This window comes from Brachyspira pulli, from assembly GCF_036997785.1.
Lineage (GTDB): Bacteria > Spirochaetota > Brachyspiria > Brachyspirales > Brachyspiraceae > Brachyspira > Brachyspira pulli.
This window is the reverse complement of the sequence record NZ_JAWLQI010000004.1, coordinates 14,065-30,426: the sequence shown is the minus strand read 5'-3', so window position 1 is coordinate 30,426 and position 16,362 is coordinate 14,065. Positions and strand designations below refer to the sequence as shown.

Sequence of the window (16,362 nt, the reverse complement as noted above, 5' to 3'; positions counted from 1 at the left end):
TTAAATAAAAATATCATAAAACTTCAAATAATCCGAAACCCTCGCTTCGTCTGCTTCCTATTCCAGTTTTGTATAGATTGTTTAATAGGGTAGTGTCCCCTTCCAAACAGAATTTTCCAAAAGAGGCATTTATTAAATTTTCTTTGAATGGTACTACTGTTGTTTTTGATTCTTCTTTTATTGTATTTCCGTCTTCATCTGTTGTCTTTACAGTTATTAATTTTATTTCAGAGCTTTTAAAATTAAACTCTTTGGAAATCCTTTCTACTGACTGATTTAATATGTAGTTAAAATTTTCATCTTTGAAAGTTAAATAAATGTCCTTGTTCGTTTCTCTGTTATGATTACGCAGTATTAGAGGGCTTAAAAATTTTATTAGTACTTTATTTTTGTTTATAGCTTTTTCATTCAGCATAGTTATTTTTCTTAATGTCATAATCATAGAATTGTTATTATATGTGTATTTTTTATTTATCATGCTGTTGAATGAATTATAAAGTTCTATAAAAAGCTCATTGTCGAATATAGAGAAAGTTATATTAATGTATGTTTGATTATTATCTGTTTTAGAAATTTCTATGCTGCTGTCATTTATTTTAGCATTTGGAAGGAATACCCCGAAAGTAAAAGCCTTCATTTTTGTATTGTCTTTATATAGAGCATTATATGTATTAGGATATTTATTTTCTAATGCATGTTTAATGAAACTTATGATTGCAAGTCTGTATTCTTTAATAATGATATTACTTTCTAATTCAAAGTTAAGATTTATTCTCATATATGTATCCTTATGTATATTTATATAATTAAGATTATTATATAAATGTTATGTAAATATAATATAGTAAAAATAAATAGTATTGTCAATGAAAAATCAGTGATAATTTATAAAAAATATAGTATAAATATTTATCGATTAGCTAAATTGTAATTATATAATATGAAATTAAATTATAAACAATATATAGTTCCGTATTTATGTATTAAAAAAAGTATTTAATTTACATAATATATGGATAAAATTTATCAAGCAAATTTGTATTATACCGAAAATATTGGAAGTAGATTTTTTTGCAAGTGTATTGCCAAAGGCGGTTTATATTTATGTATAAATATGTGATAGAAGGTTCAAACAATATTGGAGGCGTATTAAAAGTATCTGGTTCTAAAAATGCATCATTGCCATTGCTTGTTGCGTCTATTTTAACAGATGAGCCTGTTATACTTCATAATGTGCCTGATTTGGTAGATGTAAAGGTTCTTATAGATATATTGGAGCCTTTAGGAAAGAAAGTAGATTTTAAAAATAATACTACTATAATTATATCTCATAATGGAAGAAGCGAAGAAGCACCATATAAATTGGTTAAAAAGATGAGAGGTTCTATCATAGTATTAGGGCCGCTTTTAGCTAAACGCAAACATTGCAGAGTGTCTTATCCGGGCGGTTGTGCTTTCGGCCCAAGACCTATAGATTTGCATTTAAAAGGAATGGAAGCATTAGGTGCTAAAATAGATATAACAGCAGGATATATAGATGCTGTAGTTGAAGATCATCTTGTAGGTGCTGATATGGATTTATCAGGAAAATTTGGCCCTACAGTACTTGGTACAGATAATGTTATGATGGCAGCAACTTTGGCAAAAGGAACTACTATTATAAGAAATGCTGCTATGGAGCCGGAATGTACTAATTTAGTAGATTTGCTTAATGTTATGGGAGCAAAAATTACAGGCGGCGATACTAATACTTTAACTATAGAAGGTGTTGAAAGTCTTCATGGAGCAGAATTTACTGTTATACCAGATAGAATAGAAACAGGTACTTTCTTGGCTATAGCTGCAGCAGGCAGAGGTAAGTTGAGATTAGAGAATGCTGAACCTAAACATTTAACTTATGTATTAGATTTGCTTTCAGATATAGGCTGTGATATAAAAACTACAGAAAATACTATAGAAATAGATGCTAGAGATAAAGAGTTGAAACCATTTAAAGTAGAAACACTTCCTTATCCTGGTTTTCCTACAGATTTACAGGCTATTTATACTACATTGGCTTGTACAATCAATGGTAAAAGTGAGCTTATAGAAGGTATATATCCAGATAGATTCAGTCATGTACCGGAACTTGTACGTATGGGTGCTGATATAGAATTAAATACTTCTGATATAGTAGTAAATGGAGGAAAAAAACTTTCTGGTGCTGATGTACAGGCTAGTGATTTACGTGCTGGTGCTGCTTTGGTTGCTGCCGGTGCTATAGCTGAAGGTGTTACAAATGTTCATAGAATATATCATATTGAACGCGGATATGAAGATTTGGAAAATAAATTAAAAACTATTAATATAAATACAAAAAGAGAAAAAGACGATATTTTATAATAAATTTAGGGGGATTATATAATGGTAAGAGGCGTTTATACAGGTGCAAGCGGAATGATGGCTGAACAAGCTAGATTAGATGTTGTAGCTAACAATTTGGCTAATGTTGATAAACCTGGATTTAAAAGAGATACAGTAAGTTTCAAGGCTTTCCCAGAAATGATGGCAGCAAGAACAGAAGATGACGGAGTAGTAATATTCCCTCTTGGTTCTACAGATGTAAGACCTTATGTAGGAAGAATGGGAACAGGTGTTGAAGTTAATGAAGTTTTCACAGAATGGGAACAAGGTTCTTTAAGAGAAACTGGCAATCAGCTTGATATAGCTTTGGCAGATAAAGGATTTTTTGCAATAGAAACTCCTCATGGTGAAAGATACACTAGAAATGGTAGTTTTTTAATAGATAAAGATCATTACCTTGTAACTAAACATGGTTATAAAGTAATGGGCGAAAATGGTTATATACAAATCAAAACTAATAACTTCAATATAGATGAAGAAGGCAGAGTAAGTATTAATAGAAGATATCAAGACGGCAATACATTTGTACAGTTCAATGATAATGAATGGGAAGATGAAGAAATTCTTGATACATTAAAAATAGTAAGATTTGACAATGAAAGATATTTAAAGAAAGAAGGCGAATCTTTCTGGGTTGATACAGATATCAGCGGCCCGGCTTTCATAGCTCAAAAAGGTGTTGACAGACCTAAAGTATTATCAAGATTTTTAGAAATGAGCAATGTTAACCCTGTAAATGAGATGGTAAGAATGATAGAAGTTCAGCGTGCCTATGAATTAAACTCTAAAACTATCTCTACTCATGATACATTAGTTGGCAGAGTAATAAATGAGGTTGGCAGAGTATAAAAATTTACAATATATGCATCTTTTTTGCTGAATAAATTTTGATAAAAAATAAACGATAATATATAATAGTGCAAATTATAAAACAGTATTATATCTTAAATTTGTTGAGATATATTAGAGTTAGAGGATATTATGGTTGCAGATAAAATCAAACAACATGTTATTAATAGACTTAAAATTATAGTTATTCCAATCTATATATTGATAGATATATGTCTTTGGAATGCTGGTCTATTTTTTATATTAAAAGAAGTTCCACATATTTATGGTGTGAAAATAATATTTGCTGTAATTTCCTTTATTTTCTTCTTTAAATATTTAAAAAGATGGAAATCTAATATAGAAGTAAAATTGTCTATTAAAGTAATACTTATTTTCTTCCTTATGTCATTATCAGGAAGTATTATTGAGATTGCTATTTATGCTATAGTTAATAAAGTGTTCTCATATATGATAATGATGATTGTATTTGCTGCCACTATTAATTCAGCTTTTTTAGTATGCACATTTATGACATTATTTAAACTTTTCTCACGTAATTTTGAATTGGAAGATAATATTGTTACATTCTATATACCATTAATAGTAAAACTTGCTTTCATTGTATATATGTTCTTTTCTGTATTGGTATTGGTTTTCTTATTAAACCATATTTCTATAGAAGAAGAAACTTATTTGAATAATATGAGCAATATAGCATTGAATGAAATATTAGATATAGCTAATAATATAGGTCAATTTAATAATGATATAAGAGAAGATATGATATCTTATAAGGATTTTGTATATAGTATGTATTCTAATAGAGCTACTATAAATAAAGATATAATACAAACAGAATTTGTTAATAGACTTCCTTATTTTAATAGTACTTTAAAAAATTCTTATGATACTCTATCTTTGAATCTTGAACAAAAATATCTTGATACAGATTTACCTTATTCTCTAACTTTGACTAAAGATTCTGGTACAGAAAGATTTACTACTAGAACATCAGATGCTTTATATATGCATAGTTTCTCAGAAAGTGATATAGAAAATAGTGATATAGTTTTAAATGTAAATATTTATGATAGAAATAATATATTTGTTTCAGCTTATTCTACATTAAAACTATTTGGAAACAATTTAGGATATATTATTGCTGAGGCTAATATATCAACTTTAAATAAATTAATTAAAGATAATGATTTACTTTCAAAATGGTCTTATGTAGCATATAGGAGAGAAACAAGAGATATAATACTTTGTTCAGACAGCAGATATATAGCAGAAAATTCAGCAGAGGTTTTATCTTCTTCAAAAAATTTAGCTATATATATGGACGAGTTTGAAAAATCTAATACTCAATTTAGAATACTTCCTACTATAGATATAGCAGGTAATGAATCTTTAGCTATTGCTTATTATATACCAGAGCTTAAACTTGTTGGATTATATTATAAAGATATTAATTCTATTATAAAAGATTCTGATATAGATAAAGGTATATTCCAATATATATTCCTTCATATAGCTGTATTTGTAATTTTATTCCTTATATATTTGTCAATCTTGAAATTCTTATTATCTTCTATAAAAAAGGCAAATATATCAGCAGAATCTTTAATAGGAAAGAATGGGGATTTAAGAAAAAGAATTCCTTCTAAAAATAATGATGAAATAGGTCTTTTAATATATAATTTCAATTTATTCTTATCAAGATTGGATAATCTTATAGGTGAATTAAAATTAGAAAGTTATAAAGTATTTGATGAGATAAAAGTAATAGAAAAAGTTATAGATGAAAATACAAATAGAATCAATGACCAAAGTTCAAGCATAACAGAAAGTGTAGCTAGTGTTAATAATATTATTACTTCTATACAAAATGTTACAAGTTCTACAGATCAGCAAAGACATGCATTTTCATCTGCATCTATTGCAGTAGAAGAATTGCTGCAAACTATTTATAAAATTAATGATAATATGGAGCGTCAGTCATCAGCAGTAGAACAAACTTCAGCTTCTATTGAGGAGATGATATCCAATATTACATCAGTAGCAAAAAGTGTTAATAAAGCAGACAGTTTCTCTAAAAAACTTCTTGTAGACGCTCATGATGGTGGTGATACAGTAGATGAAGTTATTGAGGCGGTTAGAGGTATTGAGGAAAGTTCTGACCAAATTAAAGAGATTGTTAATGTTATTCAAGGTATTGCTGAACAAACAAACCTTTTAGCTATGAACGCTGCTATTGAGGCTGCTCACGCTGGTGAACAAGGTAGAGGTTTCTCTGTAGTTGCTGACGAGATTAGATCTTTGGCTGAACACACAGCTGATAACACTAAATCTATTACTAATATTATTAAAGCTATTACTAAGAGAATTGAAGAAACAGTGGAACTTGCTAGTAACAGTGGTAAGTCTCTTGATAATATACTTGATATGTCAGAAAATACCGCAAGAGTTGTTTCAGAAATTAATACTGCAAATAGTGAATTAGAGGTTGGAGGTAGAGATATTCTTGAAACAATTAGACACTTAAATAACATTACAACCGGTGTTAAAGATAGTGTAAAAGAACAGATGAACAGCGGTGATGTTGTAGATAGCCAAATTACTTTGCTTGACCAAATAACTAGAGAGGTTTCTGATATCATAGAAGCAAACAGTGCCGGTGCTAAGGAAGTAATGCATGCTATGAGTTTCTTAAATGAATTATCTGTAAAAACAGTTGAAGGAAATAAAGAATTCTATAATGCTACAAGTAAATTGAACGAAATATTCTCTAAGTTTAATGAACTTATGAGCAGATTCATTACTAATGTTGATAATGTAGATGAAACTAAGAAAGATGATATTCTTTCAGATACTGATTCTTATTCAGTTGATAAGAGAATGGATATGGAACTTAAGAGTCTTGAAGAAGAATTCAAAAAGGATAATGAAGATTTCCAAAAAGATGAAGATGTTTTGGAAATGCTAAAAGAAGACTTCAAGAATCCAGAGATGTTTACTATGTAAGATAATATTATATATTATATACTATTAAGTGAGATGTTATATTATATATAATATCTCACTTTTTTTATGTCTTAATAGATATTTTTTTCACAATAATTATCTATTAATAGTATTATTTTATTGACAAACTATAAAAAAATGGTTATACTACAAAATAAATCTATTTGGAGTAATGTATGTCAAATTATACTATAGCAGAAGTTGATTTATCTCTTTTGCATAATAATATAAAAATAATACGCTCTATAACTGATAATGTAAAATTACTCAATATAGTAAAAGCTAATGCTTATGGACATGGCATAATAGAAATTTCTAAAGCTTCAGAAAGATTCGGTGCAGATGTTTTAGGAGTTGCTACAGTTGAGGAAGGCATAAGAATAAGAGAGAGCGGAGTTTCATTACCAATAATAGTGTTATTTCAGCATTTCAAAGATGAGTCAGATTTGGTTTGTAAATATAATTTGATTCCTATTATAAGTAATGCTGATTGTTTGGAGTATTATGATAGATATTTGAAGAAATATGGAGGAAAGTTAAAACTATATATAAAGGTTGATACCGGTTTAAACAGAATGGGAGCAAGACCGGAAGAAGTTGTTCCTTTAGCTAAAAAAGTTTTATCTTATGATACTCTTAGCATAGAGGGTATAAATACTCATTATGCTGCTGCTGATATGCAAGATGAATATTCTAAAGACTTTACTAATAATCAAATAAGAATTTTTAATGAAGTATTAAATGAATTGAAATCTAACGGCATAGAAATAAATAATGCCCATACTGCCAATTCAGCTGCTTTGGTATCTTATAGAAATACATATTTCGATATGGTTAGGGCAGGGATAATATTATACGGCTATATTTATGATGATTATGATCTAGGTATAAGACCTATTTTGAATTTGAAGTCAAGAGTTGCTTTATTAAGAAATATAAAGAAAGGCGAAAGTATTTCTTATGGTATGACTTGGAAGTCAAATAGTGATACTAGAGTAGCTGTAATTCCAATAGGTTATGCTGACGGAGTACCTAGAGGTTTATCAAATAATTGGGAAGTAAAAATTAACGGCAATTATTATCCTATAAGAGGCAGAGTTTGTATGGACACAATCGTTGTAGATATAGGCAATGGTAATGTGAATGTTGAAGATGAAGTTTTGATATTTGGCAATGATGAAAGGATAAATGCTAATACTTTGGCAAAGAGAATTAATGGAATAAGTCATGAAATATTGGTAAACATAGGGGAGAGAGTTACAAGAGTTTATAAAGAGTAAATAATTTAAGTATATTAAGATTTGTAATTACTATAAATGAAAATTCAATTTTTAAGGAGTTATACCAAAATCTAATATAAAATAAACAAAAAAAGGAGCGTATTATGGTAGAGATGATAGCAAAAATCAATGGCGTCATTAACAGTTTTGTATGGGGACCGGTTATGTTAACCCTATTGGTAGGAACAGGTATATTCCTAAGCATTAGAACAGGTTTTTTGCAAATAACAAAGATTCCTTTGTGGACTAAACACACTTTTGGAGCATTAGCAAAAAAACAGGATGCTGATGATAATATAACACCTTTCCAAGCTGTTAGTACAGCATTAGCTAGTACAGTTGGAACTGGTAATATTGCAGGAGTTACTACAGCTATAGTTGCAGGCGGACCTGGGGCGTTATTTTGGATGTGGTTTGCTGCATTCTTTGGTATGGTTACTAAATATTCGGAGGTTCTTCTAGCAGTACATTATAGGGTAAAAGATGATCAAGGACATCATCACGGCGGCCCTATGTACTATATTTCAAAAGGAGCTAATTTGCCTTGGCTTGGCAGTATATTTGCTGCTTTTGCTGCTTTAGCTTGTTTTGGTGCTGGTAATATGACACAAACTAATGCTATGGCTGCAGTTGTTTATCAAAACTTCGGAGTACCTCATTTAGTTACAGGTATAGTTGTTGTAGCTTTGACTGCTGTTATTATTATAGGAGGTATTAAAAGAATTGCTACAGTTACAGAGAAGTTAGTTCCTGTAATGTGTGTTATTTACATACTTGCTGGAATAATAATATTAGTAATGAATATGGATAAAATACCTCATGCTTTCCAACGCATATTTGAAGAAGCATTTTCTTTGAAACAAGTTGGTGCTGGTTTTATGGGATATACTATAATGATGGGTATGAAATTCGGTTTTGCCCGCGGAGTATTTTCTAATGAAGCTGGTTTAGGTACTGCTCCTATGGCTCATGGTGCTAGTAACTCAAAAAACCCTATAGAACAAGGTTTATGGGGAATATTTGAAGTATTAATAGATACTTTCTTTATATGTACATTAACTGGTCTTATGGCTATAATATTCTTAGAAGCAAATCAAGGTACTAAATTAAATGGTGCTGAACTTATATCTGCATCATTCGGTTCTAATTTAGGACATTTTGGTTCTATAGTTCTTACAATATCTTTGATATTATTTGCTTTCTCTACTTTTGTAGGTTGGTCACATTATGGAGTTGTAGCTTTAGGTTATCTAACTAAAAGAAATAAAATAGCTTCATATTCTTATAGAATAATATTCTTAGTTATTGGTATAGTAGGTGCTATCAGCCAATTAGATTTAATATGGGCTATAGCTGATACTTTGAATGGTCTTATGGCTATACCAAACTTGGTAGGTCTTTTGATACTTTCTCCTAAAGTAGCTCAGCTTACTAGAGATTATATGAAAGATCCTACTTCTACATTGATGAAAGATTAAAAGGTTAATAATTATTTTGGTGTCTGTAAAATAAGTTTTGCAGATGCCTATAATTTTTAATGAATATTTAAAGTCCTGTTTTTTAACAGGGCTTTTTTATTATTTTTTACTTTTATCTTACTATTTAGTATTGATTTTTTATAGAACTGGTATATAATTAGTAATTATTATTAATAAGGACTGCAATATGAACACTTTTGCTTTAACTAAACTTTCTTATGGAATGTATATTTTAACAACTCTTGATGGTGATAAACCAGTAGGCTGTACTATTAACACTTCTACTCAAATAACTTCAACACCTACTACCATCATGATTAGTGTTAATAAAAGTAATTATACAAATGAATGTATAAAGAAACATGGTAAATTCGCTCTTTCTATTCTTTCAGAGAAAAGCGATCCTACTTTAATAGGCGGTTTTGGTTTTAGAAGTTCAAGAGATAATAATAAATTTGAAAATGTTGATTATGAAATGAAAGAAGGTTTGCCTGTAATAAAAGCAGCTAATGCATATTTAATCTGTAAAGTAGTTGATAGTTTAGAAGTTCATACACATACTATATTTATTGGTGAGCTTTTAGATGCAGAAATATTAGACAATGATGCTAATTCTATGACTTATGCTTACTATCATAATGTAATTAAAGGAAAAACTCCTCCTAAAGCTTCAACAGCTAATGCTTACGAAAAACAAGAAGAAAAGAAAGAAGAAGTTAAAGCAGTATATAAATGTAAGACTTGCGGATTTGAATATAAAGGAACTGTACCATTTGAAGATTTACCTAGTGATTGGGTATGTCCTATATGCGGAGAACCTAAAAGCAATTTTGAAAAAATCTCATAATAATAAATCAAATTAAATTTTTACCCCAACGGCAGTGCATATTCCCTATGTACTGCCACTTTTTTTGCATTAAAACAAATTACAAACTTAAAAATTCTTAGTATATATTAAATTATTGTAAGCAAATTAGAATAATCGTTTTTATATCCCATTTGATCAAGGAGTACAGAGATTTCTCCTCTATGATGTGTATCATGATTTAGTTCATGCATTATCAAATGATATCTCGATTTTTTTATTTCTCTGTTTGGTATTGTTATTTTGCCTGATATACTGAAATCATCTATTGAATTAACAATAGCTATTATTACATCATCTAATTTTTCTCTTATATCTATAAAAGTTTTTAAATCTTTATCTATATCTATTTTTAAACTGAAATCATTATTAAGATAAGTTAATATTTCTTCATTAGGTATATTTTTTTTGTTTGAATATTTTCTGTATGCTCCAAAGAAATATATATCGCATTGAAGTATATGTTTTAATATTCCGTATATTGATTTGAAATGAGCACCAGTTTCTTTTTTTAAATCTGATTCTTTTACGGTTTCTAAAATATCAATAAGTTCTCTATTAGCATTTTTATTGTATAATGCCATCATATTCATAATTTTTTTTGCTGTTTTATCTACTGGTTTTTTTACAATCTCTTTTGATTTTTCATCTGTTTTTTTAGTATTTTCTATTTGTTTGTCTACCTTACTTGTTGTGCTTTCTTTTTTAGCATCTATTAAATTACTTTTCATTTGTTTTACTTTATCTGTAATATTTTTCTTTTCTTCCTGTAATTTTTTTAATTGTTTGCTTTTTAATTCTTTTACATTTTTTTTCAAATCTTTTGTTATGCTTGATTTTATTTTCTCTATATCTTTTATTTTTCTGTCCAATTTTTTTGATTCCATTTCTATTTTTCTAGTCAATTCTTTAATTTGAGATTCAATCATAATAAAAAAATCCTTATGCAATTTAACTTTATTATATTATTTTTATTTTGATAATTCAATATTCTTATTTAAAAATATGATTCCTATAACAAAAAACTAAACATTCCAAATAATAATTAAAATTAAGTTTTTTGAATAGTTTAATAACTTCTTTGATAGTTTCTCCGGAAGCATAAACATCATCTATCAAAAGTATATTTTTATTTTTTAATTTTTCATGCTCTATCAATTCAAAAGCATTATTTATATTTTCTTTTCTCTCTTTTAGGCTTTCTAATAATTTTTGCTCTTTTATATCTTTTACAATTTTTATATAATTATAATTTGGTATATTAAATTCATTTGATATAAAGTCGGCGAAGTAATCCATAAGGCCGTTATTTTTATTTGAAGGTATATAAAGCAGTATATCAAATTTTTTATCATTTGTTTTTATAAAGTTTGATATATTATTAAGAATATTAATAGGATTATCAATTTCTTTTTTCTTTAAAGCTCTTATTTCATCTCCAAGTTCTTTATCCAAATCGCCAAGAGCTGTAATTTTAATATTATCTTCAAAAAAAACTTTATACGGCATTAGTATTGTTTTTCTCTGAATATAAAATACATAGACATAGAAAATATAAAGTTTACTATAATTCCTTTATAACTTCCTATAAATCCGGAAAACCAAGTATTTATACTTACATCAAAGAAGAATATTAATATAACAGATGAAAGCCTTGCTAAAACAAATGCAAATAAAGTAAGAAGTACGAATGGTATATTTTTATTTTTTAATAAACTTATTATAGAAGCAAATACCACACCTTCAAATATTAAGAAATATAATGTAGGAGGCATAGGCATATTTGTAAGAAAATAATTTATGATAGGTGAAACTACAGCAAGTGTTATTAAAAATATAGGATTTAATATATATGCTCCCAAGGATAAGGCAAAAAATATTGGGAGGAATTCTGTTCCTTTTAATCCGAAGTAATGAACTGCTATAGGGGAAACTAAACTTATTAATGAAAGAAGTACAAGCACTATAGCATTAATATTTGTTTTTTTTATAGATAAACTTGTCATAAAATAATCCTATAATATTTTTTTATTATTATACAAGACTATTTCAAATTGTCAAAATTTTTTATAATAGATTTATAATCATTAAAATATTATTCTTTTTTTCTGTTCTATTTCTCTATATTTATCAAAATCTTTTTGAGCTTCTTCTATACGATTTAAACTTTTATTAATATTTCCTCTTACAAAATATATATAAGGATCATTAGGATGTAATTCTATAATTTTATCAAAATCTTCAATTACTTCTTCACCATTGCTATTTTTTAATGCCATTTTTGAAAGTCCTCTATGATAATATGCTTGAGCATAATTAGGATCTAATTCTATGGCCTTATCAAAATCCTGAATGGCTTCTTCATTTCTATTTAGTACTAATTTAGCATGTCCTCTATATAGATATGGTTTTATATAATTAGGATCTAATTCTATAGCTTTATCAAAATCTTTTATTGAATCCTCTATTTGATTAGATACTAATTTAGCATGTCCTCTGTAAAAATAAAATTTTGCCTGATTAGGATCTAATTCTATGCCTCTATTAAAATCCTTTACCGCTTCTTCTACTTTTCCTGATACTAATTCGCATACACCTCTATATAAATATGATTTAACATGAGTTGAATTTATTTCTATAGCTTTACTAAATATTTCTATAGCATCTTCATATTTCTTTTCATTATAGGCATTAACACCTTCATCATAATATTCATCAAATGATTTTATTGAATTACTTTCACTTATTTTTTTATTAACTATTTCTAAATTTATTTTAGCTTCTTCAAACTTAGGATTTAATTCTATAGCTTTTTTATAATCTTTGGCAGCATCTTCATAAAGATATAAATCTAATTTTAAATCTCCTCTATCTTTATATAATTCTATTTTATATTTTTCAAATTCTTCATTTGACATATCTAATATTTTTTCTAATATTTGATAATACTTTATAGAATGTTTTGAGATATTATTGATTAATTTTCTATAATCAAATTTTTTCAATTTTCTTATTTCTTTTTCTTTAATTATTGAAGCATCTGATATACTGCTGATGATATTTTCTAATTCTTTATTTAAATTTTCTATATATTTATTGAATTCATAAAAATCATTCAAATCTTTAAAATTTTCAATTTTAGTATTTTCTAAATATTTATTGGCATTGTCAAGAAATTGTTTACTTTTTAAATCTTTTATAGATTCTGAAATATCTTTTAATCTTTTTTGGCATTTTTCAATATATTTTTTAAAAAAATAGTTTATAGATTCCATATAATATCCTCAGCATTATTTGCATAGTTTATTATAACATAAAAAAATAATATTATAAATATGAATTTAGTTGTTTGATTTATAATACAAATTAAATTATGTTTACTGTTTTACATATAATACATATTTTTATTAAATGAATATTATGATATTACAGAGCTTATCCACTTTGAAAGTTCATCAGGTGTTATTGCTGCTACCTTAGCACCCATTTTAGCAAATTTAGCTGCTGCTGTTTTATCATAACTGGCATCAGCATTATAATCCAGTGCCGGTAATATAAAAAGTTTGGATCTTGATTCTATTATATCATTTGCTGAACCATACATATATTTATAATCATTACCGTCATACAAATCGCTTATAAGAAGCACAATAGTTTTATCAGGAACAGTTGTGATTTTTTTAGCATATTCTAAAGCTTTATATATATCAGTACCGCCTCCCAATTGTACTTTAAATAAAATATCAATAGGGTCTTTGACATAATCTGATAAATCAACTATTGCTGTATCGAATATTATAAGCTTAATAGACAAATATGGAAGATTTGAAAATATAGATGCCATTACTGATGAGTATATTATAGAATCAAACATAGATCCGCTTTCATCTATAAGTATTATTATATGCCAAGGATTATATTTCTTTATGTTCTGATTGAAATATAATTTATCTACAAATATAGTTCTGTCTTCTACATTGTAATTTTTTAAATTGTTTCTAATAGTTTTTTTAATATCAAGATTTTTAAATATTTTATTTTGTGTGGTAGAGTTAGGAAGTTTTTTCCCATAAAATACTTTTTTAACATCGCTTTCTAATTTCTTTTTTAAATCATTAACAACTTTTCTTACAATATCATAGGCTAACTTTTTAACGTTACCGTCCATCATATCTTTGAATGTGAGAATATTTTTTAATAGATCCATATTAGGCTCCATCTCTTTTAAAATATCCTCATTCGTAATCATTTCTGTTAGATTGTATTTTTCTAATGCCTGATTCTGCATTATCTCTACAGTTTTTTTAGGGAATAATTTTTTTACTTTTGCAACCCAAGTAGGAACAGTTAATGTACTTTTTCCTCTTCCGCCTCTGGTTTTATCTTCTTTGTCGAAATTAGCGTATCCTGATTCTTCGCTGTATTCTCTATCATATAAGAATCCTAGAGCTTCATCTATTTCAGAATATTCATTATTTAATTGTATATTATTTTCAGCGAAATTTCCTAATATAAGGCGCCATCTATTTAAATTGTTGTAATCTATATCTTTTTTATCCATTCACTTATGATATAAATAAAATTATAAAAAAGCAACTATATTTATCTTTTTTAGTACAAAAATAATTTTGCAATAAAAATATATTAATTATAAAATATAGAAAAACTATTAATAAAAAATAAAAATAAATATGAATGAACATAACTCAAAGCAAAGATATTTAGGTGAATTCTATACACCTCTTAGTTTTTCAAAAAAGTCTTTATCGTATATATATAATGTTATTTCCAAAAAAGATTTAGAAAGCGGAAAATATAGAATATGGGATATGTCATGCGGTAAAGGAAATTTGGAATATTATTTTGATGAAGAAATTCACAAGTATATATATATGTCCACAATAGATGATGAAGATATAGAATATTGCAAAGAACATTTTAAAAATGCATGTTTATTTCAGTATGACTATTTAAATGATGATATAGAAAATAATTCTTTATGCTATACAAAATTACCATCACAGCTTATAGAAGATTTAAATAATAAAAATATAAAGTGGTTAGTTTTTATAAATCCGCCTTATGCTACAAGTCAAGTTGCAGGAGCAAACTCAAAAAGCAAAAAGAGTGTAAGCATAAGCAAGATAAGAGATATAATGCATAGTGAAAAATTGGGAGATGCTTCAAGAGAATTATATGCCCAGTTTATGTTTAGAATACATAAAGAGTTTGAAAATAAAAATGTTTATTTGGCAATATTTTCTAAAACTAATTATATTAAATACAATAACAATGAAAAGTTTAGGGATAAGATTTGCAATTATAAATTTAAAAAAGGATTTATATTTTCATCTTCCAATTTTGATAATACTTCAAAAACAACTCCTTTCCCAGTTAGTTTTATTGTTTGGAAAATAGATAAAAAATCAAATATAAAAACACAAAATATAATATTAGATGTATTAGATGATGAGGCTAATTTCTTATACAAAAAAGATTATAATGTAGTTGATAGTAATAAGCTTCTTAATAAATGGATAAAGAGAGTAAAAACTTCTCAAACATTTGTGCCTTTATCATCAGCAATTAAAGTGAGAACATCTGGAAAAGATATAAGGGATAAAGTATGCGAAGGTTTTATAGGTTCACTTATGAGCTGCGGAAGCGATTTACAGAAACAAAATCTAACTGCTATATTTTCCGCTCCTCAAGCATCAGCTGGTTCTTTATCTATAACTAGAGATAATTTTGAAAAGGCTATGATTATACATGCTGTAAGAAGATGCACAAAGGTTGATTGGCTTAATGGAAGCGACCAATTTTATATGCCTAAAAAAGAATTGGATAAAACTTTTATACTTGATTGTGTTGTTTGGTCTTCTTTTTCTACTTCCAATCAAAGTTCGGCTATGGATAATATTTTATATAAAGATAATTATTACAGAATAATAAATCATTTTTATCCTTTTGATTATAAAGAAGTATATTCAGGATGCAGTTTATTTAAATATGATAATGAAAAAAGATTTGCATTTTTATATTTAGAAGAAAATAAAAAATATCTTTCAAAAGAGGCTTTAGAATTAATTGAAGTTACTAAAGAACTTTATAAGTTTTTTTATTCTAATATAGATAAGGTCAATATAGAAAAATTTAAAATATCTTTATGGGACAGCGGATTTTGGCAGATAAGAAAATCTTTAAAAGATGCAAAATTAGCTTCGGATATATTAAAATCGATTAAGAAAAAAAGAGAAGCTTTAAAGAAAAATATTTTAAAAGAGATAGATAATTTTATAAGCTAAGTTTTTAGGGTGCTGAATATATTTTTATACTTAATAAAAACTTGGGCGGGTGTGCTTTTTCTAATTAAGTAATAAAGTTAATTTAAATTTTAAATTCAAAGTAAAATAATATAGTATAAAGGGCGGGGTATGTGAATAATTTTTTTAACTTAATTGCATTATCCCACCCTATATCT

The 16,362-nt window shown here is 27.0% G+C and carries 13 protein-coding genes; 7 read left to right on the top strand and 6 right to left on the bottom strand.

What is annotated here, in order from left to right:
- Positions 1-13 precede the first annotated feature (13 nt).
- The gene (gene cas6, locus R4K56_RS01935; protein ID WP_335771599.1) at positions 14-778 is read right to left on the bottom strand and encodes a CRISPR-associated endoribonuclease Cas6; all 765 of its coding nucleotides are present in this window, start codon (positions 776-778) and stop codon (positions 14-16) included.
- 326 nt (positions 779-1,104) lie between these two features.
- Between cas6 and murA the strand changes: the two genes are divergently transcribed.
- The 6 genes from murA to R4K56_RS01905 all read left to right on the top strand — a co-directional run bounded on the left by murA (position 1,105) and on the right by R4K56_RS01905 (position 9,863).
- A complete protein-coding gene (gene murA, locus R4K56_RS01930) occupies positions 1,105-2,382 on the top strand; it encodes a UDP-N-acetylglucosamine 1-carboxyvinyltransferase (protein WP_335771598.1) in 1,278 nt (425 codons plus the stop codon).
- 21 nt (positions 2,383-2,403) lie between these two features.
- Positions 2,404-3,252, top strand: coding sequence for a flagellar basal-body rod protein FlgF (gene flgF / locus R4K56_RS01925; protein ID WP_297295521.1), 849 nt, complete (start codon positions 2,404-2,406; stop codon positions 3,250-3,252).
- 132 nt (positions 3,253-3,384) lie between these two features.
- Positions 3,385-6,258, top strand: coding sequence for a methyl-accepting chemotaxis protein (locus R4K56_RS01920; RefSeq protein WP_335771597.1), 2,874 nt, complete (start codon positions 3,385-3,387; stop codon positions 6,256-6,258).
- A 176-nt stretch (positions 6,259-6,434) separates the two neighbouring features.
- Positions 6,435-7,538: an alanine racemase gene (gene alr, locus R4K56_RS01915; protein WP_335771596.1), complete on the top strand. Its 1,104-nt coding sequence runs from the start codon at positions 6,435-6,437 to the stop codon at positions 7,536-7,538.
- 104 nt (positions 7,539-7,642) lie between these two features.
- A complete protein-coding gene (locus tag R4K56_RS01910; protein ID WP_335771595.1) occupies positions 7,643-9,016 on the top strand; it encodes an alanine/glycine:cation symporter family protein in 1,374 nt (457 codons plus the stop codon).
- 187 nt (positions 9,017-9,203) lie between these two features.
- Positions 9,204-9,863: a flavin reductase gene (locus R4K56_RS01905; protein ID WP_297295529.1), complete on the top strand. Its 660-nt coding sequence runs from the start codon at positions 9,204-9,206 to the stop codon at positions 9,861-9,863.
- Positions 9,864-9,970: 107 nt separating this feature from the next.
- Here the strand turns inward: R4K56_RS01905 and R4K56_RS01900 are convergent, their stop codons facing one another.
- The 5 genes from R4K56_RS01900 to R4K56_RS01880 form a co-directional block, all read right to left on the bottom strand.
- Entirely contained in the window at positions 9,971-10,810 is an 840-nt protein-coding gene (locus tag R4K56_RS01900) for a DinB family protein (RefSeq protein ID WP_335759754.1), read from the bottom strand.
- A 64-nt stretch (positions 10,811-10,874) separates the two neighbouring features.
- Positions 10,875-11,390: a ComF family protein gene (locus R4K56_RS01895; protein ID WP_335771594.1), complete on the bottom strand. Its 516-nt coding sequence runs from the start codon at positions 11,388-11,390 to the stop codon at positions 10,875-10,877.
- Positions 11,390-11,887, bottom strand: a complete 498-nt coding sequence (locus R4K56_RS01890; protein ID WP_335771593.1) for a hypothetical protein — start codon at positions 11,885-11,887, stop codon at positions 11,390-11,392. The genes R4K56_RS01895 and R4K56_RS01890 overlap by 1 nt, the downstream gene beginning before the upstream one ends.
- Before the next feature lie 81 nt (positions 11,888-11,968).
- Positions 11,969-13,156, bottom strand: coding sequence for a tetratricopeptide repeat protein (locus R4K56_RS01885; protein WP_335771592.1), 1,188 nt, complete (start codon positions 13,154-13,156; stop codon positions 11,969-11,971).
- Between the two features lie 143 nt (positions 13,157-13,299).
- A complete protein-coding gene (locus tag R4K56_RS01880; RefSeq protein WP_335759752.1) occupies positions 13,300-14,442 on the bottom strand; it encodes a VWA domain-containing protein in 1,143 nt (380 codons plus the stop codon).
- Between the two features lie 130 nt (positions 14,443-14,572).
- Between R4K56_RS01880 and R4K56_RS01875 the strand changes: the two genes are divergently transcribed.
- Entirely contained in the window at positions 14,573-16,186 is a 1,614-nt protein-coding gene (locus R4K56_RS01875; protein WP_335771591.1) for a hypothetical protein, read from the top strand.
- Positions 16,187-16,362 lie beyond the last annotated feature (176 nt).